Source organism: Streptomyces sp. NPDC008238, assembly GCF_042956445.1.
In the GTDB taxonomy this organism is placed as follows: domain Bacteria; phylum Actinomycetota; class Actinomycetes; order Streptomycetales; family Streptomycetaceae; genus Actinacidiphila.
This window is the reverse complement of the sequence record NZ_JBIBGK010000048.1, coordinates 1-17,272: the sequence shown is the minus strand read 5'-3', so window position 1 is coordinate 17,272 and position 17,272 is coordinate 1. Positions and strand designations below refer to the sequence as shown.

12 protein-coding genes and 2 pseudogenes are annotated in these 17,272 nt (G+C 68.6%); 8 read left to right on the top strand and 6 right to left on the bottom strand.

The window, feature by feature from the left end; translation table 11 throughout:
* Nucleotides 1-272: 272 nt before the first annotated feature.
* Entirely contained in the window at nt 273-1,025 is a 753-nt protein-coding gene (locus ACFZAU_RS40450; protein WP_500556377.1) for an SDR family NAD(P)-dependent oxidoreductase, read from the bottom strand.
* 1,602 nt (nt 1,026-2,627) lie between these two features.
* On the opposite strand from ACFZAU_RS40450, the gene ACFZAU_RS40445 reads away from it, so the two are divergent.
* The 3 genes from ACFZAU_RS40445 to ACFZAU_RS40435 all read left to right on the top strand — a co-directional run bounded on the left by ACFZAU_RS40445 (nt 2,628) and on the right by ACFZAU_RS40435 (nt 5,258).
* A complete protein-coding gene (locus tag ACFZAU_RS40445; RefSeq protein ID WP_500556376.1) occupies nt 2,628-2,936 on the top strand; it encodes a carboxymuconolactone decarboxylase family protein in 309 nt (102 codons plus the stop codon).
* Between the two features lie 593 nt (nt 2,937-3,529).
* Nucleotides 3,530-3,814: a hypothetical protein gene (locus ACFZAU_RS40440; protein WP_500556375.1), complete on the top strand. Its 285-nt coding sequence runs from the start codon at nt 3,530-3,532 to the stop codon at nt 3,812-3,814.
* Nucleotides 3,815-4,124: 310 nt separating this feature from the next.
* The gene (locus tag ACFZAU_RS40435; RefSeq protein ID WP_500556374.1) at nt 4,125-5,258 is read left to right on the top strand and encodes a PP2C family protein-serine/threonine phosphatase; all 1,134 of its coding nucleotides are present in this window, start codon (nt 4,125-4,127) and stop codon (nt 5,256-5,258) included.
* Between the two features lie 575 nt (nt 5,259-5,833).
* Here ACFZAU_RS40435 and ACFZAU_RS40430 read toward each other — a convergent pair.
* A pseudogene (locus tag ACFZAU_RS40430) lies at nt 5,834-6,519 on the bottom strand (DUF2637 domain-containing protein); the annotation flags it as partial.
* A 238-nt stretch (nt 6,520-6,757) separates the two neighbouring features.
* On the bottom strand, nt 6,758-8,326 hold the full coding sequence (gene pdxR / locus ACFZAU_RS40425; RefSeq protein ID WP_500556373.1) for a MocR-like pyridoxine biosynthesis transcription factor PdxR: 1,569 nt from the start codon (nt 8,324-8,326) through the stop codon (nt 6,758-6,760).
* A 21-nt stretch (nt 8,327-8,347) separates the two neighbouring features.
* On the opposite strand from pdxR, the gene ACFZAU_RS40420 reads away from it, so the two are divergent.
* Entirely contained in the window at nt 8,348-9,274 is a 927-nt protein-coding gene (locus tag ACFZAU_RS40420) for an EamA family transporter (RefSeq protein WP_500556372.1), read from the top strand.
* Nucleotides 9,275-9,867: 593 nt separating this feature from the next.
* A complete protein-coding gene (locus ACFZAU_RS40415) occupies nt 9,868-10,947 on the top strand; it encodes an IS110 family RNA-guided transposase (RefSeq protein WP_500556390.1) in 1,080 nt (359 codons plus the stop codon).
* A 199-nt stretch (nt 10,948-11,146) separates the two neighbouring features.
* Here the strand turns inward: ACFZAU_RS40415 and ACFZAU_RS40410 are convergent, their stop codons facing one another.
* Complete coding sequence (locus ACFZAU_RS40410) at nt 11,147-13,669, bottom strand: hypothetical protein (protein ID WP_500556371.1); 2,523 nt, start codon at nt 13,667-13,669, stop codon at nt 11,147-11,149.
* Between the two features lie 287 nt (nt 13,670-13,956).
* Between ACFZAU_RS40410 and ACFZAU_RS40405 the strand changes: the two genes are divergently transcribed.
* Nucleotides 13,957-14,253: a hypothetical protein gene (locus ACFZAU_RS40405; protein ID WP_500556370.1), complete on the top strand. Its 297-nt coding sequence runs from the start codon at nt 13,957-13,959 to the stop codon at nt 14,251-14,253.
* Between the two features lie 74 nt (nt 14,254-14,327).
* Here ACFZAU_RS40405 and ACFZAU_RS40400 read toward each other — a convergent pair whose 3' ends face one another.
* Nucleotides 14,328-14,984, bottom strand: a complete 657-nt coding sequence (locus ACFZAU_RS40400) for an adenylate kinase family protein (protein WP_500556369.1) — start codon at nt 14,982-14,984, stop codon at nt 14,328-14,330.
* Between the two features lie 14 nt (nt 14,985-14,998).
* Nucleotides 14,999-15,214 (bottom strand): hypothetical protein, encoded by a 216-nt coding sequence (locus tag ACFZAU_RS40395; protein WP_500556368.1) that lies wholly within the window; start codon nt 15,212-15,214, stop codon nt 14,999-15,001.
* Nucleotides 15,215-15,491: 277 nt separating this feature from the next.
* On the opposite strand from ACFZAU_RS40395, the gene ACFZAU_RS40390 reads away from it, so the two are divergent.
* Entirely contained in the window at nt 15,492-17,051 is a 1,560-nt protein-coding gene (locus ACFZAU_RS40390; protein WP_500556367.1) for an isocitrate lyase/phosphoenolpyruvate mutase family protein, read from the top strand.
* A pseudogene (locus ACFZAU_RS40385) lies at nt 17,027-17,146 on the top strand (IS630 family transposase); the annotation flags it as partial. The gene ACFZAU_RS40390 and the pseudogene ACFZAU_RS40385, both read left to right, overlap by 25 nt.
* Nucleotides 17,147-17,272 lie beyond the last annotated feature (126 nt).

Genomic DNA, 17,272 nt, shown 5'->3' with positions numbered 1-17,272 from the left:
ACGTGGGAACGGAGCCCGGCGCGAACTGCGGGTGTCGAGGTCACGGTTCGAGGAGGGGCTCCGTTGTTGGTTCAGTGTGCCACCGGCCGGGCGGTTGAGAGCCGCTTCTGCGTGTGGTCGCCCGGTCATTCAGGGGTCGAACTCGTGAGGGGTTGCCCCCCAACACGCTTTCCCAGGGTGCCCTCACGCCGCGCAGGTGAGGGCAGGCCCGGCTGGCAGTTCCTCGTCAGGAGCGGGTGCAAATTGTCGCCGGCCCGGTCAGTGGTCCAAGATCAGGCGGCCCGGACGAGCCCGCCGTCGACGAGTAGTTCGACGCCGGTGACATAGCTGCTCTGTCCGGAAGCGAGGAACAGCGCGGCGGAGGCCTGCTCTTCAGGCCGCGCGACGCGACCCAGCGGGACCGAGCCGGCCAGCATGCCCTTGAAGTCCTCGTGGCTGACGCCTTCGGGAGCGGCCTCGTCCACACCAGGGGTGTCCGTCGAACCAGGTGCCAGTGCGTTGACACGAATACCGCGGCCCTTGAGTTCGCTGGCCCAGGTACGGGTGAAGGAGACGATCGCCGCCTTGGCGGCGGCGTAGACACCCAGTCCGGCTATGGCCGAGCTGGCGGCAATGGAAGACGCCAGGATCACCGACGCGCCGTCGTTGAGCAGAGGCAGAGCCTTCTGCACCGTGAACAACGTGCCGCGCATGTTGAGTCCGACGACCTGGTCGAAGTGCTCCTCGGTCACCGCCTCCAAGGGCACGAACCCGCCACCGCCGGCGTTCGCGAACAGAACGTCGACGCGACGACCGTCATTGCCGACCATGGCGAAAAGCGTGTCGAGATCGTCAAGATTGGTGACGTCGCCGGCTACGCCGGTGGCCGCCGGCCCAATGGAGGCCACCGCCGCGTCGACCTCTTCCTTGTTGCGGGCAGTGAGGTAGACGTGCGCGCCTTCCTCAGCGAAGCGCCGCGCGGCAGCAAGGCCGATACCCTTGCTGCCACCTGTGACGACCGCGACCTTGCCGTCGAGCTGACCCATTTCACGTACCCCATCTATTTCAGCATTCCGGATTGCGTCGGATTGCATCCGCTCCCAGCGATTAGACGTCCTCTCCCGAACGGGGATCAATGACGAATTCGATCACCACCCATACCCGTGAGGTATGGCAGGCTATTTCGGGCGATCGCGGAGCAGCAGGACATGCAGTCCCTGCGGCCGCGAAGCGGCTACGGGACGACGGCGATGCGGACGAGACAGATCAGGCCGACTTCGCCCTGCCGCGTCCGGTGGCCTCAAACTGCGTCGCGCCGAGCCCATGACATGCCTGTTCCCGGTTGCGCCTCGCCGTCCTTGTGGGCCTGCTGGCCTGCGTACCTGGCAGCACTGTTTCGGGCTGGACGCCCTCTCAGTGGACCCACCCGTCCGTCGGCGCTACACGGGGTGCCGACGACGGTGATCATTCGCGATGGGTCGGCCGACAGGTGCTCGGGACCCAGCGTCACAATGCACGGCACGTCCGACCAAGCCGTAGCCGGAGCGTCAGCGCCACGACTCCTGCCGCGTCCCACCATGCGTTTGCATCCATGCCACGTCTGTCGAAAGCGACTGGCAACGCAGCCGAGGGGAAGCAGCCCGGGCTCGAGACAGCTGGCCTCTGACCATCAAGTCAACCGTCCGCCCATGCACCACACCTGGCCGGGCCCTCGCTCGCGATCCCTGACACGCTGCCAGAAGGTAAGAGTCTGGGCGATGCATGACGCGAATAGGCCAGAAGGAACACTCCAGCACCGTCTGGGAGGTAGGCACGCCGGGGTACAGCAAGAGCCCACAGCGCACCTCACAGCTCACCGACCCGCAATACCGTGTGCCCCAGCAAGACGAGACGGAGCCCTCTAACGCTTACTGGGACAACGGGGCACCCGGAATCTATGTGGACGTCGTCTCCGGGGAGCCCGCCGGGCAAGCCGGACAGGTGACCGACCAGCCTTTTCGCGACCATCTGTGGGACTGTAGTAGGCATCAGAAGACTGATGCCTGGCATTCTTCTCGCCCCAACGATGACAGCGTGCCGTCCCCAGCACCGGCCCTCGGCTACTCGGTCGACACCCACGGGACCGGCTGTGCTGTGGGCGCTAAATACGTTTCAACATCGCCGACAGCACCGTCATCGTTGAACCCCACCGGGTGGTGGAGTCCAAGGATTTCCTGGTCACGACAGACAAGCGATATCCCGCCGGGCTGATTACACACCCCGCGATCAAGGCGCGGAAAGCAGATATCCCCAGGTTTCACGCCCACTTCACAGCGGCGCTTCGACCAACACTCACCAGCCCATTTATCGCGGCAATGAAGATGAAATCCGGTGAACGACAGACGGAGTTGCGACTTCAGGAATTAACTTCGTAATTTTTGGCTCCACGGCACCAGGACGGAACGAGCGGAAACCGATAATCGAGCACGCGATGAACGATACAATATATGCCAATCTCCGGTTCGATCCCGACCTGACGTCGCTTCACTCCCTCGCCCAGGATATGGCGAAAGCCTTCGGATACAAGGCCGAGCTCACCATAGACAGTCAACGCACAATTGATCAGATTGCGTGTCGCGCAGCTTACACCCTGTTCCTACTGTCTGATCTTGCATACGAAAACGGCACTCGAAAAGGGAATCAACCCAGATAAGGTCGCGCACCTGGCGAGCTGGCGTCAGAGTATGATGTTCCACGCTGCCGAACAGGCCGCGCTGGCGTACTGCGAAGGGCTGACAAACTACGATCTGAACGCGTTTCCGGCCCTGCACGAAGAGCTGACCAACCACTTCACGGAAACCGAGATCGCTGAACTCGCCGCCGTCATCATCAACATGAATGTTTGGACGCGTTTGAAGCTCGCCCAAGGCGCCACACCTGACGCCGTAACCGACGACGCGGATCCGGTATCCAGCTGAGTCCAACGGGACTGCTCGGGCGCTAACCTCCGCGGTCAGTCGGCTTCGGCCGGTCCGAGCGGCCATCAGACAGTGCCCGCGTGCTGCGGGCATCGCGGTCAGGACGTTATCGGGCTGCGATCTGGCATTCCCTCTAAGCCTCATAGCGGCCTCACGACACGCTGGCCAGATGATGCGGCCCGGCTGGCGCCGCCGATGCGCTTACGTCTCACCGAGCGCTCATAGCGTCAAGTCGCTGGTAAGAAGCCAAGTCCGCCCGACGCTAATCTCTGGCCGAATGCGTGAACTGGTTGCGAGTTCACAACGTGACGTCTGACTGAAGCCCGCTGCCATAACCGGGCTTGAAGAGCAATCACGGGGAGGGCGTCTCGAGCCTAGCTCGGGCGGACATGAGGGCAAATCTGTCCCAAGAAAAGGGATCGATAAGGGGAAAGAATGATGAAGGCAGTGGTTGTCGGGAGACCGTCGAGACCGAGGCCGCTAACGAAACGGTAATCAGCATCGAGGGTAATACCCACTTTCCGCCGGGCCTGTCAGGCACCCCTCGCACGGCATCTCGCCGCGGCGGCCCCTGTCCATTCGGAAGGATGCGGATGAGCAACCAGACGACCACCCATCGCGACGCCGGTGACCATCACCGCCCCGCGGACCCCGGCCCCCGCCCCGCCTCGGGCGCGCAGGAGTCCGGCATCAACGGTCTGGCCCACCTGGTGGACGACCTCGCCCACGCAATGGCCACCACGCCGGAGGCCATCCTGGCCGGCATGTCGGACGACGTGCTGAACGCGCTCTTCCTCCTCCACCTCCCGGAGGAACCGGTCGTCGGCCCCGGCCCCGGCGGCGCCCCGGTACCTGAGCCGGCCCCGGGCGTCGGGTAAGGCCCCCCTCGCCTGCTTACCTTCCTCCCGAAATGTACATCTACATGGTGAACGACCGATTGGCGCTGCTCGCCGCTGTGGAGAAAGGCATCGCCGAGGGCGAGCGCAGTGCCACGACGTTTTTGTCGGTGCGATGGCGCCTAGAGGGACGCTGCTTGGTGTTATCCGGACATCAAGGAGCCAGCGAGGACAAGTGTGGATCGAAATCTGACACAGCACATCGATAGCGCTGGACGATGGTAGATGCCATCGAGCTGGCCTCTTTGAGCCCGTGTGGCGCGACGCGGGCCAACCAAGGAGAGGAGTCCGTATGGACGCGTGGTGGCGTGACCGACTCCGTGGCACGGGGGACCGGAAAACCGTCTCGGCGTGGGGCCGCGACTACGCACTCAGCGCCGCGGCCGCGCTTTTGATCGTGGCCGTGCCGGTGGCGGATCTGTTCCTGCCGACGGACATCCACGTGGCGCACATCCTGGTGGTGCCGGTGGCGCTGGTCGCCGCCTTCGCGGGGCCCCTGCGCGGAGCCATTACGGCGCTGCTCGCCGTGCTGGCGCGGGTCGTCGCCGGCATCGAACGCGATGTCGTGACCACAGAGAACGTACTGGTGCAGTTGGCGTCGCTGGCATTGCTATCAATGCTGCTCGTGGTCCTCGCCCTGTCGAGCGAGCGGGGACGGAACGAACTTGCCAGCGTGCGCCGGATCGCCGAGGCGGCCCAGCGTGTCGTACTGCGGCCCCTTCCGTGTCGTTCGGGCCCGCTGACGATCGCCTCGGCTTACCGCTCGGCCGACGGCGGCGCCCGCGTCGGCGGCGACCTTTACGCGATCGCCCGCACCGCGAATGCCACGCGATTGCTCATAGGGGACGTCCGCGGCAAGGGACTGAGCTCGCTCGGCGAAACCCAGACTGTGCTCGGCGCCTTCCGGGCCGCGGCCCACCGCCAGGTACCGCTGCCGGAACTGGTCGCATCGCTGGAGGCCAGCTTGCATTGGGATCTGGTGGAGTTCTGCGACACACCAGCAGAGGCTGACGTGGGGGAGCGATTCGTGACGGCCGCGGTCGTCGAGATCCCCGACGACGAGCCGTGCGTCCACGTGGTCAGCTGCGGTCACCTGCCCCCGCTCCTACTGCACGAGGGCCGGGCGACCCTGCTCAACGTCGCGGAGCCCGCCCCGCCGCTCGGCCTCGGTGCCCTGGCCGAGAGCACGTACGCCCCCAGCATCTTCCCCTTCGTCGTCGGCGATCAGATGCTGCTCTACACCGACGGCCTCACCGAGGCTCGAGACGTCGAGGGCGGCTTCTACCCCTTGATGGAACGCGCCGCCGGCCTCACCGGCTCCGGTCCGGTCACCCTGGTGCAGGCGGTCACCCGTGACCTGCTGGGCCATGCCCACGGGCCGTTGTGCGACGACATGGCCCTCGTCGCCCTCCAGCGCGAACGCTGACGTCGTCGAGAGCTGATTCCGGCGGGTGCCGGCAGATGGAGTTCGACTTTTACGCACGATCCGCGAGCTCCAGCAGGTCAACGGACATCTGCGACAGGACAATGCTCCGTAAGCCGCAGGTGGCGCTCACGCTTCAGGACGCGGTGCTGCCCGCATCACAGATTCAATGCCAGCTGCGGCCAGACCGGTGGGGCTGGTCTCGGTGAGAAGGATGCCGCAGCGGGTGAACCGGAGCGGCATGGGGGCGTCGACGGCGGCCTCGCGTTGGCAGGCACGACCGTAGCCGGTGCGAGGCCAGATTGTGAGCTGCGGAACCGGGTCGTCGGTAGGCGCCGATTCTCCCGCTGCCGGCGCTGCAGCACGGCCGGGCGCTTCTGGTTCCGGCTCGGGTTCCGGCTCCGGGCCAACGTCCGAGACAAGGACAGTGACGGTGACGCGACGGGCCGGCGCCTCCGCGGCAGCCGCCGTCTGCGCCGGCGCGATCGCCTCGGGGAACAGGTCCGCTTCGGGCCGCAACTGCCGTACGACCGCTCCCCCGATCTCCTCAGGTGTAGCCGGCTCGAGGGCGGGGCGCTCCAGTGCGGCGGGAAGTTCGATCCCGGCCGCGGCCAGGCCGGCGGGGCCGGTCTCGGTCAGCGGTATGCCGTAGCGGGTGATGCGGAGCGGCATGAGGGCGTCGACGGGGGCCTTGCGGCGCCACGCGCGGCCGTAGCGGGCGCGGAGCCGGGCCTGGTAGATGAGGCGTTCCTGCTCGAGGCGGATGATGTCGTCGTAGGTGCGGAGCTCCCACAGCTTCATGCGGCGCCAGAGGCGGAAGGTCGCGGCCGGGGCGAGGAGCCAGCGGGCGAGCCGGACCGACTCCATGTGCTTGTCGGCGGTGATGTCGGCGATCCGGCCGATCGCGTGCCGAGCAGCTTCGACCGAGACGACGAAGAGGATCGGGATGATGCCGTGCATCCCGACGCCCAGCGGGTCCGGCCAGGCCGCCGCGCCGTTGAAGGCGATCGTGGCAGCAGTCAGCAGCCATGCGGTCTGGCAGCAGCGGGAACGGGATGCGCAGCCAGGTCAGCAGCAGGTCGAGCGAGAGCAGGACGACGATGCCGGCGTCGATGCCGATCGGGAAGACGTTGGCGAAGGCGCCGAAGCCCTTGCGGAGCGCCAGTTCGCGTACCGCGGCGTACGATCCGGCGAAGCCGATCACGGCGATGATCACCGCGCCGATCACGACGACACCGATCAGGATCCTCTGGGTACGCCCCAGCTGCTCGGTGTCCTGTGCTTCCCCCTCCACGACCGGCGGCCCCTCCTGCTTCTTCTGTCACAGGCTGTAGCCAGGGCCAACACTCTCACGACCCGGCAGCACACGGCACCCCACGAGCACAAGGTCAGGAGCCACCCCCGCTCGATCACCTTCAAGCAGCCGCAGCGCGACCAAAGCCGCCGGCCTCAGGCCTCGGGCGCCGTCGGGAACAGCGGGGCGCAGTGGTGACGTACAGGCGTCAGGGACGAAGCCCGCGCAGGGCGACACCGATGGCGGCGATACCCTCCTCGATGTCGTGGGCGGAGCCCGCCGCGTAGCCGAGGACCAGGCCGGGGGGCCCGGGGCCGATGCGATGCCAGGAGAGCGGATGTACCTTCACGCCCCGGTCGAGGGCCGCCGCGGCGAGGGCGCCGTCGGACAGGCCGGGGTCGTGCGCGCCGTCGGGCGAGTCGCCGAACGTGACCATGAGGTGCAGGCCGGCGGCTGTCCCGTGCACGTGGGCACCGGGGAGGTGCTCCTCGATGGCCCTCAGCATCATGTCCCGGCGCCGGCGGTGGCGTCCCCGGACGTGGCGCAGATGGCGTTCCAGCTCGCCGGAGTCCATCAGCCGGGCGAGGACCAGCTGGGTGAGGACGCCGTTGCCCAGGTCGGCGTACCGTTTGGCGGCCACGACGGCGTCCAGCCGGTCCGGCGGTACGAGGAGCCATCCGATGCGGAGTGCGGGCGCCAGCAGTTTGGAGACGCTGCCCGCGTAGCAGACCCCCTCGGGCATCAACGAGCGCAGCGCCGGCACCGGTGGCCGGTCGTAGCGGTGCTCGGCGTCGTAGTCGTCCTCGATCACCACCCCGCCCTCGGCGGCCCAGCCCAGCAGCTCCGTGCGGCGTTCCCCGTCGAGCACGACACCGGTCGGGAACTGGTGGGCCGGGGTCAGCAGCACCGCCCGGGCACCACTGGCGCGCAGCGCACCGACATCGAGGCCACCGGCGTCCACCCGGATGGGCACGATCGAGTGGCCTCCGTACTCCAACTGCTGGCGCGCTCCGAGGGATCCGGGGTCCTCGACAGCGATACGGCGGACGCCGTCCGCCAGCAGCCGCCGTGCGAGCAGGCTCAGGGCCTGCGCCACACCCGCGACCACCACGACCTCCTCGGGGTCGGCGCGGATGCCTCGGTTGCGCGCCAGCCAGCCCACGACCGCTCGGCGCAGGGCGGGCGCGCCCCGGGGATCGCCGTAGCCGAAGTCGGCCGGGGTGGCGTCCGCGAGGACGGCACGCTCGGCGCGCAGCCACCCGGTGCGGGGGAAGGCGGCGAGGTCGGGGACACCGGGTGACAAGTCGATCTGGCACGGCATGGCCCGCAACGCGTCGACGACGCCGTCGCTGTGGCCGGAGGTGAAGATCGCGGCCCCGGATCCGGCTCCGGTCCCCGGCACGTCGTGTGTGCGTCCGGGCGGAGCGGCCGGAGCCGCCACGACCACCGTCCCGAGTCGGCCGCGACCGGCGATCTGTCCCGACTCGGCGAGCCGCCGGTAGGCCTCGGTGACCACGCCCCTGGTGACGTGCAACTCCTCCGCCAGGACCCGGCTGGCGGGCAGCCTCGCTCCGACACGCAGCCGGCCGTCGGCGATGGCGGACCGCAGCCGGTCCGTCAGCCAGGCGGTGCGCCCGCCTGCGGGTACGTGGCCGATCTCCAGTTGAAGGAAGTCCGAGCCCGGTGAGGCAGCGCGGTCCGGCACCTGGTCCGCTGAATCCTCCGCCTGATTGGACCCCTGCACCGATGCCTTTGTGGACCTGTCCATGACGTCCATTGTGGGGGCAGCGTGGGCGGTATGCGCACACCTTTCGCTTCCCTCACCCCGCTTGTGCCCGGCATGCTCGGGATGGCGCTCGTCGGCAGCAGCGTCACCGTTTCGCACACCCTCGTGGACGCTCCGCTGTTCACCCCGCAGGCGGTTCGCTATGCGATGGCCACGGTGCTCCTGCTGGTCGTCGCCAGGCTCGCCGGCACACGGCTGGTGTGGCCGCAAGGACGGGAGTGGCTGTGGCTCGCCGGGATCGCTGTCACCGGTCTGCTGCTGTTCAACGTGGCCGTGGTCCGGGGCGTCGCCCATGCCGAGCCCGCGGTGGTGGCCGTCGCGGTCGCCTGTGCACCGGTGGTCCTCGCGGCGGTGGGCCCGGCGCTGGAGGGGCGCCGGCCCAGCCGGCAGATCTTGTTGGCGGCACCGGTGGTCGTGGCAGGAGCGGTACTGGTGGAGGGGACGGGTCGCACAGACGCCGTGGGGGTGGCTTGGGCGGCGCTGGCCCTGGCGTGCGAGGCCGCCTTCACCCTTCTCGCGGTACCGGTCCTGCGGCGGCACTCCCCGTGGGGGGTGTCCGTGCACGCGATGTGGATGGCCGCCGTGCTCCTGGCCGTTCTCGCCGCGGTCCGCGAAGGGCCCTCGGCCGTACGGGAGTTGTCCGGCGCCGACTGGGCCGCCATCGGCTACCTGGCGTTGATGGTGACGGCGGTCGCCTTTGTCCTGTGGTACTCGACGGTCCGCGCCGTCGGCGCCGGGCAGGCTGGACTGCTCACCGGCATCGCGCCGCTCGCCGCGGCGGTTGTCGGCGCCATCTCGGGCAGCGGCACGCCGAACCCGTCGGTATGGCTGGGGATCACCGTGCTGATCCTCGGCCTGGTGCTGGGTCTGCGCCCGCAGCGCGTTCCTGCCGTCGAGGTCGCACGAGTGGATCCGACCGCCTCCGCACGCAATAGGTAGCCGCTGCCAACTGCGCGTCGCGAGCGCCCTGCAGGGGGCGTGGCCTGGCGCTGGCAGCGCCGCGGCTCGTGACGTCACGCGATCCGGCGGTACCGCCCGGTACCGTGGCGCGTCAGCTCTGCTCCGAAAGCGCCGAATGGCCCTCGCCAAGCGAACCGGCCGACCCGGCACCTGGGACGCACACCGGCGGGATCTCCGCTCCTGGATGATCCCCGACCGCCACGGGAACCACCGCCGGCTCTTTGGCCGCCCAGTCACTGGCCGTTCCCTTCACCACGTACCGCCGGCACCTCACCAGGGGCACAGAGTTGCTCTGCGACCGCCTCTGGCGGCAGGAACTCGCCAAGGACGACTGACAGTGAGGATGTGACGTGGTGACGCTGCGGGTGGGTCTGACCCTCCGACTGACTGACGTCTCGACTGTCCTGTTTGGGATTTGTCGGCCCGCCGGGCGTCACCACGCACGCGGCCGGACGGGCGTTTGTGACCTAATAGGAGCTTGGTCCAGAAGCCCCGTCACTGTCTTGTCCACCCGCCCGACCGGCGCGTGCCGCCCTCGGAACGGACACGCCACAAGGACGGACATGACCAGCATGACGCACCACGGCCCGCCGCAGATCACCGGCGGGGTCGACACCCACGGCCTGACCCACCACGCCGCGGTGATCGACCAGATCGGCAGGCACCTGGCCGACCGGGAGTTCCCCGCCACGATCCGCGGCTACCGCGACCTGCTGGACTGGATGCGCTCGCACGGCGCACTCGCGACGGTAGGGGTCGAGGGCACCGGCGCCTACGGAGCCGAACTCACCCGGGTGCTGACTGCCGCCGGAGTCACCGTCGTCGACGTGGACCGCCCGGACCGTAAGACGCGGCGGCTGAAGGGCAAGTCGGACCCGGTCGACGCCTACGCCGCCGCGACAGCCGTGCTGTCCGGCCGGGCCACTGGAATCCCCAAGAGCCGGGACGGCGTGGTCGAGGCGGTGCGGGTGCTGCGGATCGCCCGCCGCAGCGCGGTCAAGGCCCGCACGCAGGCGATGAACCAGATCCGGGGCCTGCTGGTCTCGGCCCCGGCGATGCTGCGCGAGCAGGTCGGGGGCCTGGAGCGGGCCGCGCTGATACGGACCCTGGCCCGGCTACGGCCCGGCGACGACCACTCCCGCCCGCTGACGGTGACTCGGGCAGCGCTGCGGCGGCTCGCGCGCCGCCATCAGGCGCTGGACGAGGAGATCGCCGAGCTGGACACGCAGATCGGCCCGCTGGTCAAGCGAGCCGCCCCGCAGCTGCTGGAGCTGTTCGGTGTCGGGCCGGAGACCGCCGGCCAACTGTTGGCCTCGGCCGGCGACAACCCGGAACAGATGCGGTCCGAGGCTGCGTTCGCGCACCTGGCCGGTGTCGCGCCGATCCCCGCGTCCTCCGGACGCACCCATCGCCACCGCCTCAACCGCGGCGGCGACCGGGCCGCGAACAACGCCCTGCACACCATCGTGCTCACCCGCATGCGCTTCGACGAACGCACTCGCGCCTACGTCGCACGCCGCACCAAGGAAGGGCTGAACAAGAAGGACATCATGCGCTGTTTCAAACGATTCGTCGCCCGAGAGGTCTATCGCGCGCTGACCAGCACACCAACCGAACAAATCACTCAAACCGATCTTGCTCCAGCGGCTTGACAGCCATAGGAGCATCCACCGGCCGGCCGCGCGTCATCGAGGTGATCGCCGACTCCGTGGCCGTACTCGGATACCCGCCGTCGAAGCCGAGAGACCGGTCAGGCGGTGGCACTCCGCCCCGCTGGACGAGATCCAGCGGGGCGGGTTCACCAACGGCGTCCGCGCGGGGTCGGGGGTCGTGTCGCTGTCGTGCTGCTCGCTATTGCACGTCGACGTAGTCGCTGGCTGCGGAGACGGCCGGGGTGGTGGTCGTTCCGGCGAAGCTGAAGCGCCAGTAGCCGTCGGCAGAGGCGGTGACGGTGGTCTTCAGGGCTCCACCGAACGACATGATCGTCTTGATGGTCGTGTAGGTGGTGGTGCCCTTCTTGCGGAACTGGAGCTTCACCGGCTGGCTGCCGTAGCCCGCATAGGCCTTGGTGTCCGACTGCCAGTCCGCCTGGGTCAAGGTTCCGGTGATCGTGAGCGTCTTACCCTTGGCGATCGGCTCAGGCGAAGCGTTCGCCGTGAGCTCGGAGTCGCGCTGCACGAGAACGCTCTTGGCTGCGTGCAGGTCGGTGTGGCTGGTGCCGTCCTTCGACCAGGCCCAGGCGGCGACCTTCCAGGTCCCCGCGAGAGAGTTGAACCCAATGGCGGAACGCGGCCAGACGTAGGCCAGCTGCGTCTCACAGATCGAGGTGCTCGCGGACTGCGAGGTGCAGGTCGCAGGCCACGTTCCGAAGAGGACGCCGTCAGGTGCGCCGTATGAGCCGTGGTACAGGAACAGGTCGCCTTCGGCGATGCCGGAGGGGTCGGTGGCGGTGAAGGTCGCCTTGAACTCCTGGAGCTCGTCGGTCGTGAGGACCACCGGCTTCCCGCCGTTGACGACCAGGTCCGAGATCTTCGTCGTGCCGGCCTGCTCGTCGCCCTGGACTCCCAGTCCGGCGAAGGCGCGGATCACGGTACGCCGGACGCTGCCGCCCTCGTCGTTGACGGCTGTGGCGCGCAGCGAGACGTAGGCCGCGGTGATCGGGACAGTCAGTGTCGCGGCGGCGCCGGTGTCGGTGGTGGTGAGCGGGAGCGGGGTCCAGTTGGTGCCGTCATCCGTGGAGTACTCCAGGGCGGTGACGGTCTCCACTGCCTCGGAGTTGCGGGTCGCGGCTGTGACGTCCACGGTCACGGGGGCGGTGCCGGCCGCGTTGCGGGCGTTCAGTGTGGATACGGCGAAGGACGTGTCGATCAGAGGCAGCGCGCGGGAGGTGCTGCTGCCCGTTGAGGTGAACGTCCACTCGCTGCGCACCAGCGTCGACAGACGTGAGTAACCGTTCCTGCGCGTGACGGTGTGGGTCAGCTGGTAGGTGGCGGTGGTGCTCGGGACGGTGGCGGACAGCCCGGAAGACGGCGACAGGCCGTCGGCCGACGCGAGGGTCTGCCCACCGGAGGTGAGCAGGTAGGAGGACAGCGAGCGGCCGTCGGTGCCGGGGTTGCCTGCCGCGTCGCTCAGGGTCGCCGACTCGGTCAGGCTCATCTTCGTGGAGCTGCGGGTGGAGCGGCCGCCTGCTGTGGCGGGGCCGAAGGGGGCCGTACCTACGGTGGGTCCGGCCGTGGTGGTGCCGGCGGCCAGGGAGCGGTCGGGCAGTGAAAGGGAGTGGTCGCCGGTGCCGTAGTCGACCAGGCGCGAGTACGAGATGCCCGGGGTGACGTATTCGGTGGTGGTCGCGCCGCTCTTCACCCAGCCGCCGATGAAGACACCGGTCCACTCACCGGTCTGCGGCACGGTTTGCAGATACGCCCGCATGGCGACGCCCTGGGCGCGGATCGGGGTGGTGGCCTTGGCGAGACCCGCCTGTCGTACCGACGCGATCGGCGAAGACGGCACGGTGTTGTCGAAGGAGTGCGTCAGGTCGTACCGGTACGGGCTTGGGGCGGAGGCGGAGGACCCCTTCTTGGTCAGCACCTCATGGACGCGCAGGGAAGCCCCGGTGACCGAGAAGGGCGTGGTGTAGACCTTGTCCATGCCGCGGCCGGCGAAACCCGCCAGGTTGCCGCCGGGGACCGAGATCCATACCGCGGCCGCGGCGCGGGCGGCGGTGGTGTCGTCGGTCCTGATCGCCGTCTCCTTGGCCAGCTTCTGGTCGAGTTTCACCGTCAGACCGGAGGTCGTCACGGTGAACGCACGGGTGAGGAGGTAACTGGGCTGCCCGTAGTCGGAGTGCAGTGCGACGGCGAAGTAGCTGCCCGGCGCGAGCTTGGCGGTGGCGTCCGGACCGTAGCCGTCGTCGTTCACCGGCACCGCTCCCCAAGTGGAACGGTTCCACAGAGCGATTGACTTCGTCGTGACGTTTGCATTGGTGATGGAGAACTTCACCGAGTACGTCGCCGTCGCCTGGACCGCCGCCATGGGCGCAAGTGCCGGCGTCGCGCCGACGCGCATCCGCGTCCCGGCGGTGGGCTGCTGTCGACCCATGGGGCGGACGCCGATTGAGCCGTCCGTCGAAGTGATGGCGTAACGTCCCGCGTCTTGCCCGTTTCCCTGTGCGATGTCGAGATACTTGCCGTTCACCAGTTCCGCCCGCTCCCCCGTCGCCAGATGGGCGACGTCCGGGGCGTCCTTCATCTGCGCGACCGTGCCGACCACTCGACGGCCCTGAGCGGATTCGGACCCCGCTGCCGACTCGGCACCGACACCCGAAACAACCAGAGCCGATGCCGTGGCCACGGCACCCGCGAGGACTGCCAGCCTCACCACGCGGAGTGTCCCGTGTCTTCTGCGACCCGCTCGTACGGTAGGCGCCATCTGCGTCCTCCCCCTGCCATCCCTCGAGCTCGTCGAATGCGAACCCGTCGGCGGACACCCTAAGACCGCACTGTCAGCGAACCCACCGCGGGGCCTCGTGCAAGAGCCACCGCTCGATGGACAGACCCGTGCCCGGGGTCGGTACAACCGGGTGCCTCGCCCCTGATAGGCACAATCTCGCACCGCAACCGGAAAGAAAGCGCGTCTTGGAGCGCGCTCCCAGGCAGGCTGGGTAATTGTCGACCGATCGACTACTGCGCCTTGAAGTAATTGATCGGAACGTGAACCGCCCGGACGACTCCCCCTGGAGACAACCGCCACGCCCAACCCTGGAGAAGGTCGCCGTAATCACCGGCGCGTCGCAGGGCAGCGGCGCTGCCCTGGCCGAGACCTACCACGAGCTTCGTTACGGCGTCGTCGCGACGTCGCGCAACATTTCCGCCTCGCGGAAACCGGAGGTTCTCACGGTTCAAGGCGACATCGCGAGCCCGGTAAGGGCCGAGCGGGTCGGCCAGGCTGGTGACGACGCGTGAAGCTGGTTCAGGCACGGATTCCGTGACGTCGATCGTGCTTCCGTGCGCTTGGCAACGCTCCGTCCTATCCAGGCCTACTGCTGTCGGAGCACGGTGAGCGCGCGACTGGCTATCTCGTCGGGTGTGCCAACAGCGTCGACCGTGACGAGGAGCCCTTGCCTTGCGTAGTGCTGGATGATGGGCTCCACCATCGCTTCGTATCTGCTGAACCGACTGCGGATGCTTGTCTCTTTGTCGTCCTCACGCTGATAGAGCTCACCGCCGCAGACGTTGCAGGCGCCATCGACGTCGAGGGTGTCCACCGCCGGCTCGTAGACGTGCGCCGAGTCGTTACGGCAGACGCGACGGGCGGACTGATGGCCAACGCGGCCCTCCACCTCCTGTTCGGGAAGGTGCAGGCGCAACACGCCGTCCAGGGGCCTGCCGAGTTCGTGGAGCAGCTCATCGAGAGCAAGCGCCTGGGTGGCGTTGAGCGGGTACCGATCGAGGAGGAAAGCCGCGGAGGCCGCCTGGCACAGTTTGTCCCGGACGATCGCATTGACGATCTCGTCTGGAAGCGGCCTGCCGGAGTCCATGATCTCGGCGGATCGGATCCCCAGGTCGGTGCCCTGGCGGAGGTGAGCGCGTATGAGATCGCTGAAGCTGATGCGCGGCACTGCCAGGGCCCGAGCCAGCGAATGATTCGGTGTCTCCCACAACCACGCCGGTGGTTGCAAGATGGCGATGCGCATCGAGCCTGTCGCCATCAGCGGCAGATCCAATAGCTGTCGCGGATCGGGTTCGTGTATCGCTCACCGCTCGAGCGCGTCACCACGAGACCGCCGTCCTGGTAGGAGATCCGGTCGCCCGCCGCGACGAGCACGGGTGCGTCCAACCCGACCTGGAAGGCGGCGTAGAGCTGGATTTCGCTGAGCAAAAGCATCCGCGGCACCGGGGAAACTCCATCGCTGTTCAGGCGCACAACCCAAGCATCCCGCAGGGGCCGGTGCGGCCGCGACTGGTTTCGGTCCGTCGGCGGTTGGAACGGGGGGTGGGGCATGGATTCCGTGAAGTTGATCAGCCGGTCGTGGCGTGCCGAGGTCGTTGAGCAGCAATCCATCCTGCTGTCCGCTCGCCAGCATCGGCCCGGGCGCGGTCGGCAAACAGGGCGGCGGTCTCGGCGAGTGGGGGCACAAGGTCATGATGCCGCAGGGATGGTTCGGGGAGCAGCGAACTGTCCCGGCACTAGCGTCAGGGCCATGACGTCGACGATGCATGAGTTCGACCGCTATGAGGACGTGCGAGCGGCGCTTGCCGACGCGGCACTGGTCCCGGAGCTGCCTGCTGCCGACGACGGTCCTGCAGGGGCGAGTGTCGCGTGGCTGCGTGCCACCGTGGCCCGATTCAGCTCTGGTGAGCAGCACCGGCGGCGGCGCGCTCTGGTGGAGGACGAACTGTCCCGGCTGGAGCCCGCCTCACTACGGCGGGCGGTGGCGGCGGGGCCGGAAGGGGAGGTCCGCGTGCGGGTGGTGCATACTCTCGCCGAGGCTCTGGGGATGTCGGAGCCCAGGATGGTCGCGGAGGCGGTGACCGTGGTTGCCGGGGCCTACTTCGGGGGTACGGACGCAGCCGCTGACGAGGCGGTGGCCCATCTCATGGCGCAGTTGGCGCCAAGGAACGCGACCGAAGACGGCTTGGAGGCCGCTGCCAACCGCATCGGGCTGCTGGTGCAGGCCTGCTCGGCGACGGCTGCCCTGGTGGAGACCGCGGCCGACAGCGACGTACCGCTGGCCCGGGTGCTCCTGGAGGCTCCGCCGGTATCGGCGATGCGCCGGGTCGCCACGCGTTCCACCCGGGTCGCCGGTCGGGAGATCGCCGAGGGCGATGTGGTTCTCCTGGATCTTGCGGCCGCCCATCGCGTGCACCCCGTATCGCTCACCTTCGGCGCACCACCGCGGGTCTGTCCCGGCCGGGCCCATGCACTTGCTCTGGCCGACGGCCTGCGCCGACGCCCGCTGACCGACTTCGCCCGCCTGCATCACCAGGCCACCCCGCTGCTGCTTCCCAACGCCTGGGACTACGCCTCTGCGGCCGCTCTGGCGGCGCAGGGCTTCGCGGCGATCGGCGCCACAAGCCTGGGCGTGGCTGCGGCCGTCGGCCTGACGGACGGGTCGGCCGCGACCGCCGAAGCGACCTTGGCTCTGGCCCGCCGACTCGGACGTGGCTCCTTCCTGTACACCGTCGATGCTGAAGGGGGCTTCAGCGACGACCCGGAGGAAGTGGCTGAGCTGGCCCGGAGGCTCTCCTCCGCAGGAGCCGCAGGCATCAACCTCGAAGACGGCCGCCCCGACGGCACCCTCGCCCCCGTGGAGTTGCACGCCGCGAAGATCGCCGCCGTCAAGGCCGCCGTGCCGGAGCTGTTCGTGAACGCCCGCACCGACACCTACTGGCTCGGACGCCAGGAGGAGACAGCGGCGCGCCTCGCGGTCTACGAACAGGCCGGTGCGGACGGGGTGTTTGTGCCAGGGCTGTCGGACCCGGACGAGATCGCCGCGCTGACGGCAACCCTCGTCGTCCCGCTGAACATTCTGTACACACCGACCGGACCCGCCCTCACCGACCTGGCCGCACTGGGTGTGCGCAGGATCAGCCTCGGCTCGATGCTCTACCGCAGGGCCCTGGCGGCGGCTGTGGCCACCGCGACGGCCATTCGCGACGGCCGGCCGGCGGATCACGTGACCCTCTCCTACGCAGAGGTGCAAGCATTGGGAGAGCCTGAAGGGATGCCGCGGGCTACGCGTCCCGGGCCAACCCCGTAGAGGCCCCCTTCGGGCCGCTGCGGCAGTTCACTGTCGCCAACTCCCACCAGCGCAACCACACCGTCCAGAACCGGGCCTTGCAGCCCTACCTGCGATAGCGCAACCAGAACGCCCGACACCCCGACGTCTGAACCGTTCCGGGTTCGGTGGGGACTCGATTGTTTGAGAGGATCGAGTCATGGCACGTCCTTCCCAGTACCCGCTTGAGCTGCGCCGTCGTG